Origin of the sequence: Pseudactinotalea suaedae (genome assembly GCF_009733815.1) — a bacterium.
Taxonomy (GTDB): domain Bacteria; phylum Actinomycetota; class Actinomycetes; order Actinomycetales; family Beutenbergiaceae; genus Pseudactinotalea; species Pseudactinotalea suaedae.
This window is the reverse complement of sequence record NZ_WNXY01000003.1, coordinates 402,498-419,409: the sequence shown is the minus strand read 5'-3', so window position 1 is coordinate 419,409 and position 16,912 is coordinate 402,498. Positions and strand designations below refer to the sequence as shown.

The following is a 16,912-nucleotide window of genomic DNA, read 5'->3' as shown; positions in this document are numbered from 1 at the left end:
CCTGGGTGAGCGCGGTTCAGGCGGCCTCGCTCGGGCTGGTCGAGGTCGTCGCGGCGGCAGGGCGGAGCCATCGGGTGGCGCGGTGCAGGCCCAGCACGCCCAGCACGGCGGCGACCAGCATGACGCCGGCGGAGGCCGCGGTGTTCGTCGTGGGCGCCGCCGCGCCGCCGACGATGCCGCCGAGCCAGGGCCCGATGGCGATGCCGACGTTGAACAGCACCACGAGACCTGCGCTCGCCAAGGTGCGGGTGCGCTCGCTCGCCACCTTCATGAGCGTCGTCTGCAGGAGCGGGAACAGCGCCCCGATCGCGAACCCCCACGTGGCGAGCGCTGAGACGACCGCGGCGGTCGCCGTCGAGGCCACCGTCAGCACGAGGAACGCGAGCACGAAGAGGACGAGCACGGCCGCCAGCGAGCCGCGCGGGAACCGGTCGGCGAGGAACCCCGCCGTGACGACGCCGACCATGCCCGCCGCGCCGTAGAGGAACAACAGCCCTGAGGAGTGCGCGGGCGCGATCGCCGCGGAGATCTCCAGGTAGGGGCGGATGTAGGTGAAGGAGGCGAACTGCGCGACGGCGATGAGCGTGGCGGCCGCCCCCAGGAGGGCCAGCGCAGGCAGTGACGGGTCACGCCAGAACCCGCGGTCACGCCCCTGGTCTGCCGCGCGGTCGGGCCGGTAGCTGGGCATCCGCCGGACCACGACGGCGCCGATCAGCAGCGCGATCGCACCCAGGATGACGAACGTCGTGCGCCAGCCCCAGGTCTGGGCGATCAGGGTCGCCGCGGGGAGCCCCGCGACGGTCGCGGCCGTGCCGCCCGCGGTCACGACGGCGAGCCCACGGCCCAGCTGCGAGGGCGACAGGAGCGAGGACGCGTACACGATGACCACGGCCCAGAAGACGCCGTGCGCGGTCGCCGCGAGCACACGCGTCGCCATGGCCAGCGGATAGCTGGACGCCAACGCCGTCGCGATGTTGGCGAGCGCGAACAGCGTGAGCGAGTAGCCCACCACCAGGCGGCGGTCCACGCGCCCCGTCGCTCGCGCGAGCGGGACGCTCGTGACGATGACCGTGATCGCCCAGACCGAGATGAGGAGTCCGATCTCCAGCGGCTTCACCGCCAGATCAGCAGCCATCTCCGGCATCATCCCGGCCGGCAGCGACTCGGCGGTCACGGTCACGAGCACCCCGAGGCCGAGGATGAGGAGAGGCTGGAGCGGCAGGCGTGACTCACCGGCGCGGGTCGGCGTGGAGACGTGAACAGAACTCATGCCACGACGGTAAACTTTGACACTGATGTCAATGTCAAGCCCGATGTCGGAGGAGCTCAGCATGAGGATCGGCGACGTCGCCCAGCGCACGGGCATCCCCGCCCGCATGCTCCGATACTACGAGCAGCAGGGCCTGCTGGAGTCCGAGCGGCTCCCCAACGGCTACCGCTCGTACGACGAGTCCCAGATCGCCCGCGCCGTGCGGGTGCGCGGCCTCATCCAGGCCGGGCTGTCGGCGCGCATGGCGCGGCTGATTCTCGACACCGAGGAGCACGCCGGCGCCCCCGAGTGCTCGCTCGCCCTCGCGCAGCAGCTGCGGGAGGAGCTGGCCGGGATCGAGGAGCGCCTGTCCTGCCTGACGAAGAGCCGCGACGCCGTCGTGAGCTACCTGGAGCGCAGCCAGCACAGCGCCCTGCTGCATCGGCCGACGACGGCGTAGCCGGGCCTGGTCCCGCACCACCTCCGTCGCGTGTCCTAGGTCGAGCGACGGAACGGGCACCACAGGTTCCGGCGACCAGGGGATGTCGGCGCCGGGACGGGTGACGAAGGCTGGTCACCATGACGACGCACACGAGGGCTCCGCACCACGGACGCAGGCTGCGCGCGGTCGTGGCCGCGTTCCTGGCGGCGCTGCTGACCGCCGTGGCGGTGGCCTGCGCTCCCGCGGAGGATCCGATCGAGCCGTCCGCCGACATTCCCGACACACCGGTCGGTGCGCACGCCGCTTGGGTGCTGGAGCAGCTCAACGGCGAGGAGATCGCTGACGAGTCGGCGGTCGAGGAGCGCTTCGACCCGGCGCTCTGGGAGACCGTGCCGCTGAGCGACCTGCGCACGAAGCTCGAGGAGCTGCGTACCCAGCAGCCGTGGACGGTGGCGAGCTACGACGGCACGGAGGCCGAGGCCACGGTCCGGATCGACTCGAGCCATACGCAGTTCGACATGAACGTGTCCGTCGGCGAGGACGATCGCATGAACGGGTTGTTCTTCGCCGCCCCGCAGCCCGAGCGGACGCCGGCGGCCGACTGGGACGAGCTGCGCGAGAACCTCGAGGCAGCGCCGTTCGAGGCGTCCCTGCAGGTCTTCGAGATGGGTGCCGACACGCCCTCGGTCGCCATCGGTGACACGCAGGCGGCACCCGTCGGGTCGGTCGTCAAGCTTTACGTCCTCGGAGCGCTCGTGGATGCGGTGGCCGCGGGACGCTGGCCTGGGAGTCGCCGCTGACGATCGATGCCGCGGTCCGCAGCCTTCCCACGGGCGAGCTGCAAGACCTGCCGGACGGAGCGACCGTGAGCGTTCTCGAGGCCGCCCAGAAGATGATCGCCATCAGCGACAACACCGCCACCGACCTGCTCATCCGTGCGCTCGGTCGCGACGCCGTGCTGGCGGCGATGCTCGAGATGGGGCACGGCGACCCCGCGCTGAACACCCCGTTGCTGACCACGCGGGAGTACTTCTGGCTCGGGTGGGGTGATGCCGACCTGCGCGAGCGCTGGGCCGCGGGCGACACGGCCGAGCGCACCGCGCTGCTCGCGGACGTGCCCGCAGGTGTCCCCGACACCGACGACGTCGACTGGTCGGTGCCCGCGTGGGAGTCCGGCGTCGACTGGTTCGCCACCCCCGCCGACGTGGCGCGAGCGCACACAGCGCTGCAGGAGAAGGCCACGACGTCCGCCGGCGCCCCGCTCCGGGAGATCCTCTCCGCGAACCCCGGCGCCGCGATGGGGCCGGCATGGACCTACGTCGGCTTCAAGGGCGGCAGTGCGGCCGGTGTGCTCGCCGGGACCTGGTACCTCGAACGGAACGACGGCACGCCCGTGATCCTCACCCTCCTGGCCCGGTCCAGCGATCACACCGTGTTCGCCGACCCCACCGCGATCTACGCCCACGCACAGGACGCCGCCAGGTTGCTGGAGGCGGGATGAGCGACCGAACCGATCACGCCCGGAGGAGAGACGGTCACCATGACTGCCGATGACCAGACCGGTGGCGCGGACCTCTCCCGCGCCTACTACCACGACGTCGTGCGCCCGCTCCTCGACGCGCGCTGGCCCGACCTCCCGCATGCGGCAGGGCGGCTGGGTGCCGGGTCCGACGTCCTCGGGCTCGACGACGCGACGTCACGCGATCACGACTGGGGTCTGCGGCTCAGCCTGCTCGTGCCCGAGGACCTCGTCGGTCCGGTGGCCGCGCACCTCGACGCGAGCCTGCCGCCCACCTATGCCGGGCTACCCACACGGTTCGCCTTCACCGGCGCCACCCGGGCGCAGCACCACATCGAGACGACGACCCTCTCGCAGTTCCTGCACGACAAGCTCGGACTGGCCGACCTCGGTCGCCTGTCGGTCGACGACTGGCTGTCGCTGACGGGCCAGTCCGTCCTCGAGGTCTCGGCAGGCCCGGTCTTCTGGGACACGGACGGGACGCTGCATGCCGCGCGCCGCATGCTCGCGTGGTACCCGCACGACGTCTGGGCCTACCTGGTCGCGAGCTGCTGGATCCAGCTCGAGGAGGAGATGCCGCTCATGGGACGCGCCGGACAGGTGGGCGACGAGCGCGGCTCTCGCCTCATCGGCGGTCGTCTCGCGCTGACCGTGACAAGGCTCGCCTTCCTGCTGCACCGCACCTGGGCGCCCTACTCCAAGTGGCTCGGAACGATGTTCGACCGGCTCCCCGGCTCCGCCGCGATCGGTGAGCACCTCGATGCGGCGCTCGCCGCGGATCACTGGCGACCGCGGCAGCAGCACATCGCCCGTGCGCTCGACCTCGTCCTCGCCCTGCAGGAGCAGGCCGGGCTCCCTGCGCCGGCGCCGGCGACCGCACCGTTCTGGGACCGGCCCTTCGTCTTCCCGAACGAGCAGATCTCGGGGGCGCTGCTGGGGTCGGTGACCGATCCCGCCGTGCAGAACCTGCCGCGCGGTCGCGGTGGCATCGAGCAGGTCTCCGACAACATCGCCGTGCTCGTCGACCCGGCGGCGCGGCGCCGCATGGTCTCGAGGGTCTGAGACCGACCAACGAATCAATATGTCGATTCCCTTCCCAGGCGACGATGCCTGCTGCATGATGGGGTCAATCAATATGTCGATTCCCATCGCCACCGGCGAGGTCTGGTGCATGATGGGAGCCGTCACAACCCGGGGGGACGTCGGTCGCCCGGGGAGAAGTGACCGGAAGAGTTCTCGAGGAGGAGGGCAGAGGACGCCGAGGTCCGACGCGCGCGCAGCGCTGCGTGACCTCCTGACCTGCGGACGGCATCGACGCCGTCTCGACCGGAAGGACACGATGACCGGCACCACCACGACCACGACCAGAGACCCCGGCAGCGACGACCGCGCCGTGGCTCCGGACCCACCGCCGGCGGCGGCCACGGGGCGCAAGAAGCTGACGAAGACGCAACGCCGCAACCTCAGGCTCGGCCTGATGTTCATCTCGCCCTGGATCCTGGGGCTGCTGGTCTTCGTCGTCTACCCGGTGACCTACTCGATCATCTTGAGCTTCACGCGGTACTCGGGGCTGCTCACGCCGGAGTGGGTGGGGTTCCAGAACTACGTCTCGGCCTTCCTCGACCCGCTGGTCAGCACCGCGGTGGGCAACACCGCGTTCTACGCGGTCCTGGCCGTGCCGATCGGTCTGCTCGTGGCGCTCGTCCTCGCGCTGGCGATGAACCGCAACGTGCGTGAGGTCGCGCTGTTCCGGACGATCTTCTACATGCCGTCCTTGATCCCGGCGTTCGCGATGTCGTTCATCTTCATCGTGTTCCTCAACCCGCAGTTCGGCTTCTTCAACCAGCTGATCCGCCCGTTCGGTGGCGCCGACGTCAACCTGTTGGGTGACCCCACCGGCATCAAGATCGCGATCGTGCTGATGGCCCAGCTCGGCGCCGGCAACGCGGCACTCATCTTCCTCGCGGGGCTGCGGAACGTCCCTCGCACGCTGTACGAGGCGGCCCGTGTGGACGGCGCCAGCCGTGGTCGCCAGTTCCTGTCGATCACCCTGCCGCTGCTGAGCCCGGTCATCCTCTTCAACCTCATCACCGGCGTCTCCGGGGCGTTACAGGTGTTCACCGAGGCGTTCATCGTCACCAACGGGACGGGAGGCCCGGACTCGGGAGCGCTGTTCTACATGATGTACCTCTATCGGAACGCCTTCGGCTTCGCCGAGCTGGGCTACGCCTCGGCGCTCGCGGTGCTGCTGTTCCTGGTCGGGATGGGGTTGGCGCTGCTGATCTTCTTCCTGTCGCGACGGTTCGTGAACTACGACGTGAACGCGGCATGAGCGCGGCACCGGAGGAAGGAGCCCTGACATGGCACTGAGCAACAACGCACCCAGCTACCAGGTGGACGAGAAGGCCGCCGACCGCGCCGACTACGGCCGGCACCAGGACGGGTCGCGCGCGAGCTGGCAGTCCGCCGTGGTGTCGAGGATCACGATGATCCTGATGGCCCTGCTGTTCCTGCTGCCGCTGTACTGGATGATCCTGTCGTCGGTGAAGTCCGACGAGGAGCTCGCCCAGTTCCCACCGACGTTCTGGCCGGAGACCTGGGACTTCAGCAACTACGTCGACGCCGTGACGGCGATGCCGTTCCTGCAGTTCTTCGCGAACTCGGCCATCATCACGATCAGCGTCGTGGTGCTGGCGGTGCTGTCCAACTTCATCGTCGCCTACGGCTTCGCCTGCATCGACTGGCCCGGGCGCAACAAGGTCTTCTACCTCGTCATCGCGACGCTGTTCCTGCCCTTCCCGGTGACGCTGATCCCGATGTTCGACATGTGGGCACGACTGGGACTGGTCAACACCCTGTTCCCGCTGATCCTGCCGGCGATGTTCGCCTCGGCCTTCTTCACCTTCCTGCTCCGGCAGTTCCTGCTGCAGATCCCGATCGACATGCTCAACGCGGCCCGGGTGGACGGCGCGACGGAGTGGCGGATCCTGTGGAAGCTGGTGTTTCCGACCGCGCGGCCGGCACTGACCGCGGTGGCGATCTTCTCCGCCGTCGGCGCCTGGAACGACTTCATGGGTCCGCTGATCTACCTGCAGGACCAACGCGTGCAGACGCTCTCGATCGGACTGCAGACCTTCCGCAGCGTCAACGCGCAGGACGTCTCGTTCAACCAGCTGATGGCGGCGTCGGTGCTCGTGATCCTCCCGCTGGTCGTCCTGTTCTTCGTGTTCCAGCGCTACTTCATCCGCGGCATCACCTTGGGAGGCTTCAAGTGAGCGGGACCGCTGTCAACCGTCGCACCTTCCTGGGGCTGGCCGGCGCAGGAGCGGTGGCGATCGCGCTGCCCTCGTGCGCCAACCAGCGCTCGAACGATCCGAACGTGATCCGCTACTGGGGGATGGGCGCCGCGGACACCGACAAGGACCAGGCCGTGGCCGACGCGTTCGCGCAGACGCCGCAGGGCGAGGGGGTCCGGGTCGACATCTCCCAGGTTCCCTCCAGCGGCAACTCGGACATGAGCCAGATCATCACCGCGGTCCGCGGCGGCACGGCCCCGGACATCTGGTGGATCGACCGGTTCAACACCGTGCAGAGCGCCTCGATCGGACTCCTGGAACCGCTCGACCCCTACATCGAGGAGTTCGAGGGGGTCTCGGCCGAGGAGTACCGCCAGCAGTGGGTCAGCTTCGCTGTCGACGAGCTCACCTACGACGGACAGCTGTACGGGCTGCCGACCTCCACGGACGCCCGCGGCATCATGTACAACGCCGACCTGGTCAGCTCGATCGGGCTCGACCTCGACATGTTCGACCCCGAGCAGCACGTGCTGACGTGGGACGAGCTCGCCGACATCGCCGAGCGATGTGTCGAGATCGACGGCAACGGGAACTACACGCAGTTCGGCTTCGCCCCCTGGCTCGACCAGGGCGGCTCGCCGTACACGTACGCGTTCGGCAAGGGTGCAGCCGTCTACGACAACGACGCGACGACCATCACCATGGACACCCCGGAGTGGCTCGAGGTCTACGAGCTCTACGCCGAGTGGGTGGAGCGGTTCCCGTTCGCTCGGGTGGACGCCTTCTTCGCGACCTACCAGCCGCCGAACGCGCCGCCTGCGCAGACGGTGATGTTCAGCGAGCGGATGGTGATGACTCCCACCGGTCCGTGGCAGATCCAGGGCAACGAGAAGTACGCCCCGGACCTGGACTTCCGGTGGACGTGGCTGCCGGTCTGGAACGAGGACGACCCCACCTACACCTGGTCGGGCGGACAGGGCCTGGTGTTCCCGCGCGGCACCGAGGTGACCCGCACCAAGTGGGAGTACATGAAGTTCCACGCCGGTGGTCCCGGCCAGACGATCATCCAGCCGATGCTGGGGAACCTGCCCACGCATCTGCAGACGATCGCCGACGGCGCCTACAACCCCAAGGCGCAGTTCTTCGCCGACATGCTCCCGTTCTCGACGTCACGGCCGCCGCTGCCGGTGGGCACCGCGGCCTGGGACGCCCTGGACCGGGCACGGCAGTCCGTCACGCTCGGCTCGGCCTCGCCGGACGAGGCGGCGGCGACGGCGCAAGCCTTCGTCGCGCCGAAGATGGACCTGTTCCCGGGCTTCCAGATGCCCGACACCTACGGCCAGCCGATCGACCTGACCCCGCCGGCCACGTAGCGCGGGCGCCGCGTGGAGCCGTCGGCACCGGCAGGGGGCGGGTCCGGCGGCTCCGGCGGCGGTGTGCCGCGCTGCGGGGGCAGCGCGGCTGAACCGTCAGGACCAGAGCACCGCGATGGCGACGTTGGTCGTCGTCAGGCCGATGATCGCGCCGAGCACGCCCTTGCTGACCTTGTCGGGGTTGCGGTGGGCGTAGATGACCAGCCCGGTGACCAGCAGCGCGATCACGAGCTTGACGGCGATCTTGACGTGGTTGACGTCGCCGTCCCCCATCTCGAGCAGTCCGACCATGAGGATGCCGGTGACGAGCGCGGTCAGCACGCCGTGGACGGCGCCACGGTAGAGCTTGGTCTCACGCAGTCCCGCGATCGTGCTGCCGAGCACGATCGCCCAGCCGACCAGGTGCAGCACGAGCACGATTCCCTTGACGATGTCCATGTTGCCGACAGTACGTCGGGAACCGCCTCCGCAGGAAATCGAGCTCATCCACCGCCGGCTGACGCCGCGTGCCAGGAAGGTAGTGTCGCTGATCGCGAATGGGGCGCTCACACGTTGCCCCAGCCTCAGGGCCAGCGAGTCGTGAGATCCTCGGGTACTGCGCGCGCGTGCTCGAAACCGTCGACGGGAACCTCGCAGCGGTGAGCGTCGCCGCTGTGTGAGCTGCGTCAGAGGACAGGAGGGGAGCGATGCCTCGCATCCAGGCCCCGACTGTCGCTGAGCACCACCAGCGTCAGCGTCGGGCGTTGATCGAGGCGGCGATGGGTCTGCTCGCCGAGACCGCCGAGACGCCGTCGATGGCGATCGTCGGGCAGCGCGCCGGGCTCGCTCGCAGCAGCGTCTACCAATACTTCGCGTCCGCCGACGAGCTGATGGCCGCGGTCGTGGCCGACCTGTTCCCGGACTGGGTGCGCCAGGTGCTCTCGCGCGTCGAGGCCGCGGCGACGCCCGAGGACCGGGTCTGGGCGTACATCGAAGCCAACGTCGATCTCTTCACCAGCTCCGCCCAGGAGGTCGCCCGGGCGCTCACCCGGGTCGTGGGACCCGACGTCCTGCAGGGGCCGATGCAGGAGTTCCACGAGCAGCTGCAGGTCCCGCTGCAGGAGGCGTTGCGGGCGAGCGGTGAGCCCGAGCCGGAAGCGATGGCCGCGCTGATCGACACCGTTCTCGTGCACGCGCTGCGTGGCCACGACGACTCGAGCGGCGAGGATCCCGCCGCGGTCCGGGACCGTGCGCTCGCACGTCTGCGCCGGCTGCTCGGCGGCTACCCGCGGTCCGCAGCACCTGAGCTGGGGTGACGGGAGCCGTCGTCGCGACCAGCTCGTTCCTCGGTGGGCGCTCCTCCTCCCGAGTCCCGGCACCCGCTCACATGACAAAGGCCGCCTCGACGTCGTCGGGCGGCCGTGACATGAGAGCGGGTGACGGGAATCGAACCCGCGCTATCAGCTTGGGAAGCTGATGTTCTACCATTGAACTACACCCGCAGTTCGGGCCGTCGGCCCGAGGCAGCAGCCAGTGTACCCACCTCCCGAGGGGCCCGTTCAACCCGGCTGGACAGACAAGCCGACGCTCCGCCGTCGTGCCCTAATCTGAACGAGGCACCGGATCAGGCGAGACGCAGGAGCACCCGTGAGCGCAGCGATCGACCCCACCACGACGCCCGCATGGGCGGATCTCACCAAGCACCGGGACGAGCTGGTCCCGGACCTGCGGGGGTGGTTCGCCGAGGATCCCGACCGTGCCGCGCGGATGAGCCACCAGCTCGGTGACCTGTTCGTGGACCTGTCGAAGAACCTCGTCACCGACGAGACGCTCGCCCGGCTCGTCCAGCTCGCCGAGGACGTCGAGCTGCGCGAGCACATCGGGGCGATGTTCTCCGGCGCGCACATCAACACCACCGAGGACCGTGCGGTCCTGCACACCGCGCTGCGCCGCCCCGAAGGTGCGGAGCCGGCTCTGGTCGTCGACGGCCAGGACATCGACCACGACGTCCACGAGGTCCTCGGCCGGATGTACTCCTTCGCCGACCAGGTCCGGTCGGGGGAGTGGACCGGGGTCACGGGCAAGCGCGTCGAAACGGTCGTCAACATCGGCATCGGCGGCTCCGACCTCGGCCCGGTGATGGCGTACGAGGCGCTGAAGCCCTATGTGCAGGCGGGCCTGACATGCCGCTTCGTGTCCAACATCGACCCGACCGACATCGCCACCACGACGGCGGACCTCGACCCCGAGACGACGCTGTTCATCGTCGCCTCCAAGACCTTCGGCACGCTCGAGACGCTCACCAACGCTCGGCTCGCGCGGGCCTGGCTCTGGGAGGGGCTGCGCAACGCGGATGCCTTGGAGGACACCGACGAGGCGCGCAACGAGGCCGTCGCCAAGCACTTCGTGGCCGTGTCCACCGCCCTGGACAAGGTCGAGGCGTTCGGCATCGACCCCGCCAACGCGTTCGGCTTCTGGGATTGGGTGGGAGGCCGCTACTCGCTGGACTCGGCGATCGGGCTCAGCCTCGCGATCGCGATCGGGCCGAGCGGGTTCGCCGACATGCTCGCTGGGTTCCACGCCGTCGACACCCACTTCGCGACGACCGAGCTCGCCGAGAACGTGCCCGTGCTGATGGGCCTGCTCAACGTCTGGTACACGAACTTCCTCGGCGCCCACACGCACGCGGTGCTGCCGTACGCGCAGTACCTGCACCGGTTCGCGGCGTACCTGCAGCAGCTGACGATGGAGTCCAACGGCAAGTCCGTGCGCAGCGACGGCACGCACGTCGAGTATGACACGGGCGAGGTGTTCTGGGGCGAGCCCGGCACCAACGGCCAGCACGCGTTCTACCAGCTGATCCATCAGGGAACCCGGCTCATCCCGGCCGACTTCATCGCCGCTGCCAACCCGGCTCATCCGTTGGTGGACACAGACGACACAGCCGGGGCGGGCGACAGCGTCGATGTCCACGCCCTGTTCCTCGCGAACTTCTTCGCCCAGACGAAGGCCCTCGCGTTCGGCAAGACCGCCGACGAGGTCCGTGCTGAGGGCACCACCGACGAGGCGCTGGTCGCGGCCCGCACCTTCGAGGGCAACAGGCCGACGACGTCGATCCTCGCCCCCGCCATCACGCCCTCGGTGCTGGGTCAGCTGGTCGCGCTGTACGAGCACATCACGTTCGTCCAGGGCGTGGTCTGGGGCATCGACTCCTTCGACCAGTGGGGTGTCGAGCTCGGCAAGAAGCTCGCGCTCGAGATCGCCCCGGCGGTTCTCGGCGACGACGACGCCCTCGCCGAGCAGGACCCCTCCACCCGGGCGCTCGTGAGCAGGTACCGCGAGCTGCGCGGCTGAGGCTGCGTCGGGCTCACCCTGCGTCGCGTCTCGTCGCCGCGAGGGCGGTCAGCCCACCCGGCCGTCCCAGCTCCACTTCGGCACGGACTCCCCCGCGGGGACGTCGCCACGGCTGTCGGGGAACCGGCTCATCTCGGCGATCATCGCTGTGAACCACGCCGTCAGGCTCTCGCGGAGCCGGGGCTCGGTGATGGCGACGTCGTCGAGCGCCCCGGCGAAGCACGCCTCGGCGAGGCGATCCATCTCGTGGTGCTCGCCGTTGCCGCTGTGCATCGCGAGCACGCCGCTGTGATCCCCGATCGTCGCGGTGTAGCGCGCCGGGCCACCCAGCTGCTCACCCCAGTAGGCGGCGAGCCGGTCGGTGTGGGCGGGATGGTGGCCGCGGGCGAAGGCGTGGCTGACGACCGGGTCGGCCAGGCACCGCGTGTGCCACGCCTGCGCGAGCCTCTGCACGGCGTCCTCGCCGCCCATCGCTGCGTAGATCGAGGTCACCGCACCAGGGTCGCACCCTGAGCCGCAGCACGGTTCCCGTTGTCGAAATCCTTCCGCCGTCGCCTCATCGGTGGGATCCTGGCCGCCTCACCACGGTCCGCGTCAGGAGCCACCATGGCCAGCATGCTCAACCCGTACATCAGCTTCCGTGACAACGCACGGGAGGCGTTGGAGTTCTACGCCGGTGTGTTCGGCGGTGAGCCGAGCATCATGACGTTCGGCGACTCCGGTTTCTCCGCCGACGCCGGCGGCGATCCCTCGGATGCCGCCAAGGTCATGCACGGCTACCTCGGCACCCCCGCGGGCTTCAACCTCATGGTCGCCGACACCCCCGGCTCGGTCGAGCACAGCCCGGGCGGCAACATCTCGGTCTCGTTGTCGGGCGACGACGAGGCCGAGCTCACCGGCTACTGGGAGAAGCTCGCCGAGGGCGCCACGATCGTGGAGCCGCTCACGCAGGCTCCCTGGGGTGACCACTTCGGGATGCTCACCGACAGGTTCGGCGTCGGCTGGATGGTGAACATCTCCGCACCGGCCGCCTGAACGGGCACCGGGCGGCCGGCCGCGTGCCGGGCCGTTGATACCGTGGCGCCCGTGCTGCTCTCTGACCGCGATCTGCGCGTCGAGCTGAGCTCTGGCCGTATCGTGCTGGAGCCGTTCGACGAGGCGATGATCCAGCCGTCCTCGATCGATGTCCGGCTCGACCGCTACTTCCGCCTCTTCGACAACCACAAGTACCCGGTGATCGATCCCGCCGCCGACCAGCCGGACCTGACCCGCCTGGTCGAGGTCCGGCCGGACGAGGCGTTCGTGCTGCACCCGGGGGAGTTCGTCCTCGGCTCCACGTTCGAGCTCGTCACCCTTCCCGATGACGTGGCCGCGCGTCTGGAGGGCAAGTCCTCCCTCGGTCGTCTCGGGCTCCTGACGCACTCGACGGCCGGCTTCATCGATCCCGGCTTCTCGGGCCACGTCACCCTGGAGCTGAGCAATGTCGCGACGCTGCCGATCACGCTCTGGCCGGGGATGAAGATCGGCCAGCTCTGCTACTTCCGCCTCACCAGCCCCTCCGAGCGCCCGTACGGCTCGGGCGCCTCCGGGTCGCGGTACCAGAACCAGCGGGGCCCGACCGCCTCACGCTCGCACGTGGGTTTCCACCGCACCGACGTCGGCTGATGCAGCCGGGTCACCTCCTGGTCGTGCCCGACGGCGTCACACCCGCTGACGTCCAGGCTCTCGTCCTGTCCCGGTTCCCCTCCGAGGTCCTCGACGACGGCGGAGCTCACCTCCGCATGGACGTCCTGCCCGGGTGCCTGGTCGAGGGCCCGGTGCCGGCAGCGGTGGCCGACCTCCCCGCCTGGGCGGTTGCCCTCTACCGGCTCGAGGCGCCCGAGCAGCGTGGCGCCCCGGTCCCGGTGGAGCTGCGGGGTCGCGGCGGTCTGCTCGACGCCTTCGCCGAGGGCGAGCCAGGCGGCACCGAGCGCGAGATGCTCGAGCTGGGGCTCGCGCTGGCGCGCAGGCTCGGCGGCGCCGTGCTCACCAGCACCGGTTCGCTGCTGACCCCGCCGCCCCACACGGACCTGCTGCTCTACAGCGAGATCTGGCTGCACCCCGACGCGCTGGTGCACGTGCTCACGCCACACCTGCCGGGGGTCTCGCTGGAGGGCGGCGACCTCGAGGGCGCCGGACGGCGCGGCCTCCCGCCCGACGCTGCCAGCGGCACGAGCCTGCTCGCCGACGAGGGGGAGCGGCGCTGGCTGCACGCCGAGGCGGACGCCTACGACGCGGCGGCGCTCGCCGAGCCCGACGTCACCGACTCCTACGGGGTGCTCGCCACCGGTCCGGACGGCACGGTCTGGTCGGTCGCCGTCGAGGCGGCCATCGGGGTGCCGCCGGTGCTGGCGGGTCTGCTGCCGGCCGGGACCATCCTGTACGAGGTGCGCTGTCACCCGGCCGGATCGAGCGTGCCGGGCGAGGCCGTCGAGAGGGTCGACGCCGCCACCAAGGCGCTGCTCGAATCCGTCGGCGGCTACGTCGTCGACGACGACGGGTTCCTCGTCACGCTCGACTGAGCCCCGCCCCCTCCACATACGGGACGCGGGGACGGTGCCCGCTTTCGCGCCGGTAGAATGCCAGCGTTGCGGCGACGCCTCGGTCCTCAGACCCTCCCAAGGGTCCAGCGCTGGTTCGCTCGACGTCCCTTGACCACGCCCACCCCCACAGTTCGGAGCGGACGTGCTGCAGCTTCTGTTGGCGCACATCGCGGCGGCTCTCGTCGCGCCCGCGCTCATGAGGCTGATGGGGCGGCGGGGCTTCCTCGTGCTGGCGGCGGCGCCCGCTGCGACGGCGATCTGGGCGTTGGTGCAGACCCCGGCGGTGCTGGCGGGGGACGGCCCGATGGTCTCGCTGGACTGGATGCCGGCGATCGGGATGAACCTCGACTTCCGCCTCGACGTGCTGTCGTGGTTCATGACGGTGATCGTCGGCGGCGTCGGCACGTTCGTGCTCTTCTACTGCTCCTGGTACTTCGCCACCGGCGCCAAGTATCTCGGCCGGTTCGCCGCGGTGTTCGTCGGGTTCGCCGGCGCGATGCTCGGCCTCGTCACCACCGACAACACGCTCGTGCTGTACGTGTTCTGGGAGCTGACGACGGTCTTCTCCTACCTGCTGGTGGGCCACTACTTCGACCGCAAGGGCGCCCGCCGCGCCGCGATGCAGGCGATCATCGTCACCACCTTCGGTGGTCTGGCGATGCTCGGTGGCATCGTGATCCTCGGCCAGATCGACGGCGGCTCGTACTCGTTGCGGGAGCTCGTCGCCAACCCGATCGACAGCTCCGGCCCGCTGCTGCCGGTCGCCCTGATCTGTCTGCTCGTCGGCGCGCTGAGCAAGTCCGCCCTGGTGCCGTTCCACTTCTGGCTCCCGGGTGCCATGGCCGCCCCCACCCCGGTCTCGGCGTACCTGCACGCCGCGGCGATGGTCAAGGCCGGCGTCTACCTGGTCGCGCGGCTCGCGCCCGGGTACGCCGAGGTGCCTGCCTGGCGCTACACCGTGCTCGTCAGCGCGGGGGTCACGATGATCCTCGGTGGATACCGCGCGCTGCGGCAGCACGACCTCAAGCTGGTGCTCGCGTTCGGCACCGTCTCCCAGCTCGGTTTCCTCATCCTGCTGGTCGGCCAGCCCGATCAGGGCGTCGCGCTCGCGGGTCTGGCACTCGTGGGCGCGCACGCGATGTTCAAGGCGGCCCTGTTCCTCACGGTCGGTGTGGTCGACGCCGCCACCGGCACCCGTGACCTGCGCGAGCTGTCGGGGCTGCACCGCACCCTGCGCTGGGCCTTCATCCCTGCACTGCTGGCGACGGCCTCGATGGTCGGCATCCCGCCCGCCGCCGGGTACGTCGGCAAGGAGGCGGTGCTCGCGAGCCTGCGCACCGACGACGTCGCCTCGACCGTGACCCTGGTCATCGTCGTCGTCGGTTCGATCCTGACCTTCGCCTACGGCGCCCGGTTCCTCTGGGGTGCGTTCGGCAGCAAGAAGGGCGTCGAGGACCGGCCGGTGGACCGCGAGGCTGCTGGCCTGTTCGTCTCCCCGAACGTGCTCGCGGTGCTGGGTGTCCTCGCCGGCGTGTTCCCGCTGATGGGCGAGACGCTGCTGCTTCCCTACGCCGAGACGTACCCGACCGGTGAGCCCGGCCACCTCGCGCTGTGGGCCGGGTGGGGGCTGCCGGTGCTGCTCACGATCCTGATCATCGGGGCCGGCACCGGGTTGTTCCTGGTACGGGAGAGGGTCGAACGGCTGCAGGGGCGTGCGCCGAAGCTCCCGGACATGGACCAGGTCTACCGCTCCATGATGCGGCGGCTGGACCGGGTGGCCGTCGTCATCACCTCGCGCACCCAGCGCGGCTCCCTGCCGCTCTACCTCGCCGTGATCCTGACGGTCATGGTCATCTCGGCCACCACGGCGATGGCCGTGGGCGGGGTGACGGTGGCCTCGTGGCGCTGGTGGGACACCCCGGCACAGGCGGTCGTCGGCGTCGTCGTGGTCATCGGTGCCGTGCTGACCGCACGGGCCCGGCGGCGCCTGAAGTCGGCGATCCTCGCCGGAATCACCGGCTACGGCGTGGTCATGCTGTTCGCGATCCACGGTGCACCCGACCTCGCGCTGACGCAGGCACTCGTCGAGACGGTCTTCATCGTGATCTTCGTCCTCGTGCTGCGACGGCTGCCGGCCTACTACTCGAACCGGCCGCTCGCAGCCGACCGGTGGTGGCGGATCGTGCTCGCGGTCGCGGTGGCTCTCACCGTGATGGCGCTCGCCCTGGTCGCGCCCGGCTACCGGGTCGACGAACCTATCTGGGTGCTGTTCCCCGAGGAGGCCTACGTCTTCGGGTACGGCAAGAACGTCGTCAACGTGACGCTCGTGGACATCCGCGCCTGGGACACGATGGGCGAGATCTCGGTTCTGCTGGCCGCCGCCACCGGCGTCGCCTCGCTGATCTTCCTGCGCACCCGCTCGGGCTCGGTGCTGCGTGCCCGCGACGCCGACCGCTCCTCGGTCTGGGCCGAGGACGTCCCGGATCCCCTCGCACCGCTGCGCGCCGCCGGCGGGGCGCCGAGCGGGGGGCGTGGCCGCCAGTGGCTCTCCGGCGGCGAGACGCTCGCCCCGCAGCGACGCTCGGTGATCCTCGAGGTCACCACGCGACTCGTCTTCCACACGATGCTGCTCTACTCGTTGTTCCTGCTCTTCAGCGGGCACAACGCACCCGGGGGAGGGTTCGCGGCCGGCATCGTCGCGGGTGTCGGGCTGGTGATCCGCTATCTCGCCGGTGGTCGCTTCGAGCTCGGAGAAGCGGCGCCGGTGCTGCCGGGTGCGCTGCTGGGGACCGGGCTGTTCCTCTCCGCCGGCGGCGGGGCCATCCCGCTGCTGTTCGGGGGCACCATGCTGCAGTCGGTCGTGATCGAGTTCTCCGCCGGGATCTTCGGCGACATCAAGATCGTGTCCACCCTGCTGTTCGACATCGGCGTCTTCCTCGTCGTCGTCGGCCTCGTGCTCGACGTGCTCCGCACGCTCGGCGCGGAGGTCGACCGCCAAGGTGAGGCGGCCGGGACGTCCGCACCGGAGATCGCGTTCGACTCCCCGCGCGACACCCCCAACGACATCCGACCCGCGGCCGAGGTCGGCGCGTCGCGCAGCGAAGGGGGATCGTCCTGA

16 protein-coding genes and 1 tRNA gene are annotated in these 16,912 nt (G+C 70.0%); 13 read left to right on the top strand and 4 right to left on the bottom strand.

The genetic code is table 11. From position 1 onward, the window contains the following. Nucleotides 1-16: 16 nt before the first annotated feature. Nucleotides 17-1,270: an MFS transporter gene (locus GPA04_RS07520; protein WP_162458548.1), complete on the bottom strand. Its 1,254-nt coding sequence runs from the start codon at nucleotides 1,268-1,270 to the stop codon at nucleotides 17-19. A 61-nt stretch (nucleotides 1,271-1,331) separates the two neighbouring features. On the opposite strand from GPA04_RS07520, the gene GPA04_RS07515 reads away from it, so the two are divergent. The 7 genes from GPA04_RS07515 (at nucleotide 1,332) to GPA04_RS07485 (ending at nucleotide 7,879) form a co-directional block, all read left to right on the top strand. Then, nucleotides 1,332-1,709: a MerR family transcriptional regulator gene (locus GPA04_RS07515; protein ID WP_156223443.1), complete on the top strand. Its 378-nt coding sequence runs from the start codon at nucleotides 1,332-1,334 to the stop codon at nucleotides 1,707-1,709. A 119-nt stretch (nucleotides 1,710-1,828) separates the two neighbouring features. Next, entirely contained in the window at nucleotides 1,829-2,491 is a 663-nt protein-coding gene (locus GPA04_RS07510) for a Cpe/LpqF family protein (RefSeq protein ID WP_156223442.1), read from the top strand. Continuing rightward, nucleotides 2,470-3,192, top strand: a complete 723-nt coding sequence (locus tag GPA04_RS07505) for a serine hydrolase (protein ID WP_156223441.1) — start codon at nucleotides 2,470-2,472, stop codon at nucleotides 3,190-3,192. Before GPA04_RS07510 ends, GPA04_RS07505 begins: the two co-directional genes overlap by 22 nt. 39 nt (nucleotides 3,193-3,231) lie before the next feature. After that, on the top strand, nucleotides 3,232-4,272 hold the full coding sequence (locus GPA04_RS07500) for a DUF4037 domain-containing protein (RefSeq protein WP_156223440.1): 1,041 nt from the start codon (nucleotides 3,232-3,234) through the stop codon (nucleotides 4,270-4,272). Between the two features lie 277 nt (nucleotides 4,273-4,549). Further along, the gene (locus GPA04_RS07495) at nucleotides 4,550-5,542 is read left to right on the top strand and encodes a carbohydrate ABC transporter permease (protein ID WP_156223439.1); all 993 of its coding nucleotides are present in this window, start codon (nucleotides 4,550-4,552) and stop codon (nucleotides 5,540-5,542) included. Nucleotides 5,543-5,570: 28 nt separating this feature from the next. Beyond that, on the top strand, nucleotides 5,571-6,485 hold the full coding sequence (locus GPA04_RS07490; RefSeq protein ID WP_156223438.1) for a carbohydrate ABC transporter permease: 915 nt from the start codon (nucleotides 5,571-5,573) through the stop codon (nucleotides 6,483-6,485). After that, entirely contained in the window at nucleotides 6,482-7,879 is a 1,398-nt protein-coding gene (locus GPA04_RS07485; RefSeq protein ID WP_156223437.1) for a substrate-binding domain-containing protein, read from the top strand. Before GPA04_RS07490 ends, GPA04_RS07485 begins: the two co-directional genes overlap by 4 nt. Nucleotides 7,880-7,975: 96 nt before the next feature. Here the strand turns inward: GPA04_RS07485 and GPA04_RS07480 are convergent, their stop codons facing one another. Then, nucleotides 7,976-8,317, bottom strand: coding sequence for a hypothetical protein (locus GPA04_RS07480; RefSeq protein WP_156223436.1), 342 nt, complete (start codon nucleotides 8,315-8,317; stop codon nucleotides 7,976-7,978). Nucleotides 8,318-8,565: 248 nt separating this feature from the next. Between GPA04_RS07480 and GPA04_RS07475 the strand changes: the two genes are divergently transcribed. After that, the gene (locus tag GPA04_RS07475; RefSeq protein WP_156223435.1) at nucleotides 8,566-9,174 is read left to right on the top strand and encodes a TetR/AcrR family transcriptional regulator; all 609 of its coding nucleotides are present in this window, start codon (nucleotides 8,566-8,568) and stop codon (nucleotides 9,172-9,174) included. Between the two features lie 115 nt (nucleotides 9,175-9,289). On the opposite strand, the gene GPA04_RS07470 is transcribed toward GPA04_RS07475, so the two are convergent. Then, nucleotides 9,290-9,360: transfer RNA gene (locus tag GPA04_RS07470), tRNA-Gly, on the bottom strand. A 145-nt stretch (nucleotides 9,361-9,505) separates the two neighbouring features. On the opposite strand from GPA04_RS07470, the gene pgi reads away from it, so the two are divergent. Continuing rightward, a complete protein-coding gene (gene pgi, locus GPA04_RS07465; RefSeq protein ID WP_156223434.1) occupies nucleotides 9,506-11,212 on the top strand; it encodes a glucose-6-phosphate isomerase in 1,707 nt (568 codons plus the stop codon). A gap of 48 nt (nucleotides 11,213-11,260) precedes the next feature. Here pgi and GPA04_RS07460 read toward each other — a convergent pair whose 3' ends face one another. Next, nucleotides 11,261-11,704, bottom strand: a complete 444-nt coding sequence (locus GPA04_RS07460; RefSeq protein ID WP_241680657.1) for a globin domain-containing protein — start codon at nucleotides 11,702-11,704, stop codon at nucleotides 11,261-11,263. Between the two features lie 114 nt (nucleotides 11,705-11,818). Between GPA04_RS07460 and GPA04_RS07455 the strand changes: the two genes are divergently transcribed. From GPA04_RS07455 to GPA04_RS07440, 4 genes are all read left to right on the top strand, one after another. After that, complete coding sequence (locus GPA04_RS07455; RefSeq protein WP_156223433.1) at nucleotides 11,819-12,247, top strand: VOC family protein; 429 nt, start codon at nucleotides 11,819-11,821, stop codon at nucleotides 12,245-12,247. A 51-nt stretch (nucleotides 12,248-12,298) separates the two neighbouring features. After that, nucleotides 12,299-12,877, top strand: coding sequence for a dCTP deaminase (gene dcd / locus GPA04_RS07450; protein ID WP_156223432.1), 579 nt, complete (start codon nucleotides 12,299-12,301; stop codon nucleotides 12,875-12,877). After that, entirely contained in the window at nucleotides 12,877-13,773 is an 897-nt protein-coding gene (locus GPA04_RS07445) for a hypothetical protein (RefSeq protein ID WP_156223431.1), read from the top strand. Before dcd ends, GPA04_RS07445 begins: the two co-directional genes overlap by 1 nt. A 163-nt stretch (nucleotides 13,774-13,936) precedes the next feature. After that, nucleotides 13,937-16,912 (top strand): Na+/H+ antiporter subunit A, encoded by a 2,976-nt coding sequence (locus GPA04_RS07440; protein ID WP_156223430.1) that lies wholly within the window; start codon nucleotides 13,937-13,939, stop codon nucleotides 16,910-16,912.

Excerpts from the sequence above, each read along its gene's own strand:
- GPA04_RS07500 (WP_156223440.1), top strand. The coding sequence starts at position 3,232 with ATGACTGCCGATGACCAGACCGGTGGCGCGGACCTCTCCCGCGCCTAC.
- GPA04_RS07495 (WP_156223439.1), top strand. The coding sequence starts at position 4,550 with ATGACCGGCACCACCACGACCACGACCAGAGACCCCGGCAGCGACGAC.
- GPA04_RS07445 (WP_156223431.1), top strand. The coding sequence starts at position 12,877 with ATGCAGCCGGGTCACCTCCTGGTCGTGCCCGACGGCGTCACACCCGCT.
- GPA04_RS07515 (WP_156223443.1), top strand. The coding sequence starts at position 1,332 with ATGAGGATCGGCGACGTCGCCCAGCGCACGGGCATCCCCGCCCGCATG.
- GPA04_RS07475 (WP_156223435.1), top strand. The coding sequence starts at position 8,566 with ATGCCTCGCATCCAGGCCCCGACTGTCGCTGAGCACCACCAGCGTCAG.
- GPA04_RS07490 (WP_156223438.1), top strand. The coding sequence starts at position 5,571 with ATGGCACTGAGCAACAACGCACCCAGCTACCAGGTGGACGAGAAGGCC.
- GPA04_RS07510 (WP_156223442.1), top strand. The coding sequence starts at position 1,829 with ATGACGACGCACACGAGGGCTCCGCACCACGGACGCAGGCTGCGCGCG.
- GPA04_RS07520 (WP_162458548.1), bottom strand. The coding sequence starts at position 1,270 with ATGAGTTCTGTTCACGTCTCCACGCCGACCCGCGCCGGTGAGTCACGC.
- GPA04_RS07455 (WP_156223433.1), top strand. The coding sequence starts at position 11,819 with ATGGCCAGCATGCTCAACCCGTACATCAGCTTCCGTGACAACGCACGG.
- GPA04_RS07480 (WP_156223436.1), bottom strand. The coding sequence starts at position 8,317 with ATGGACATCGTCAAGGGAATCGTGCTCGTGCTGCACCTGGTCGGCTGG.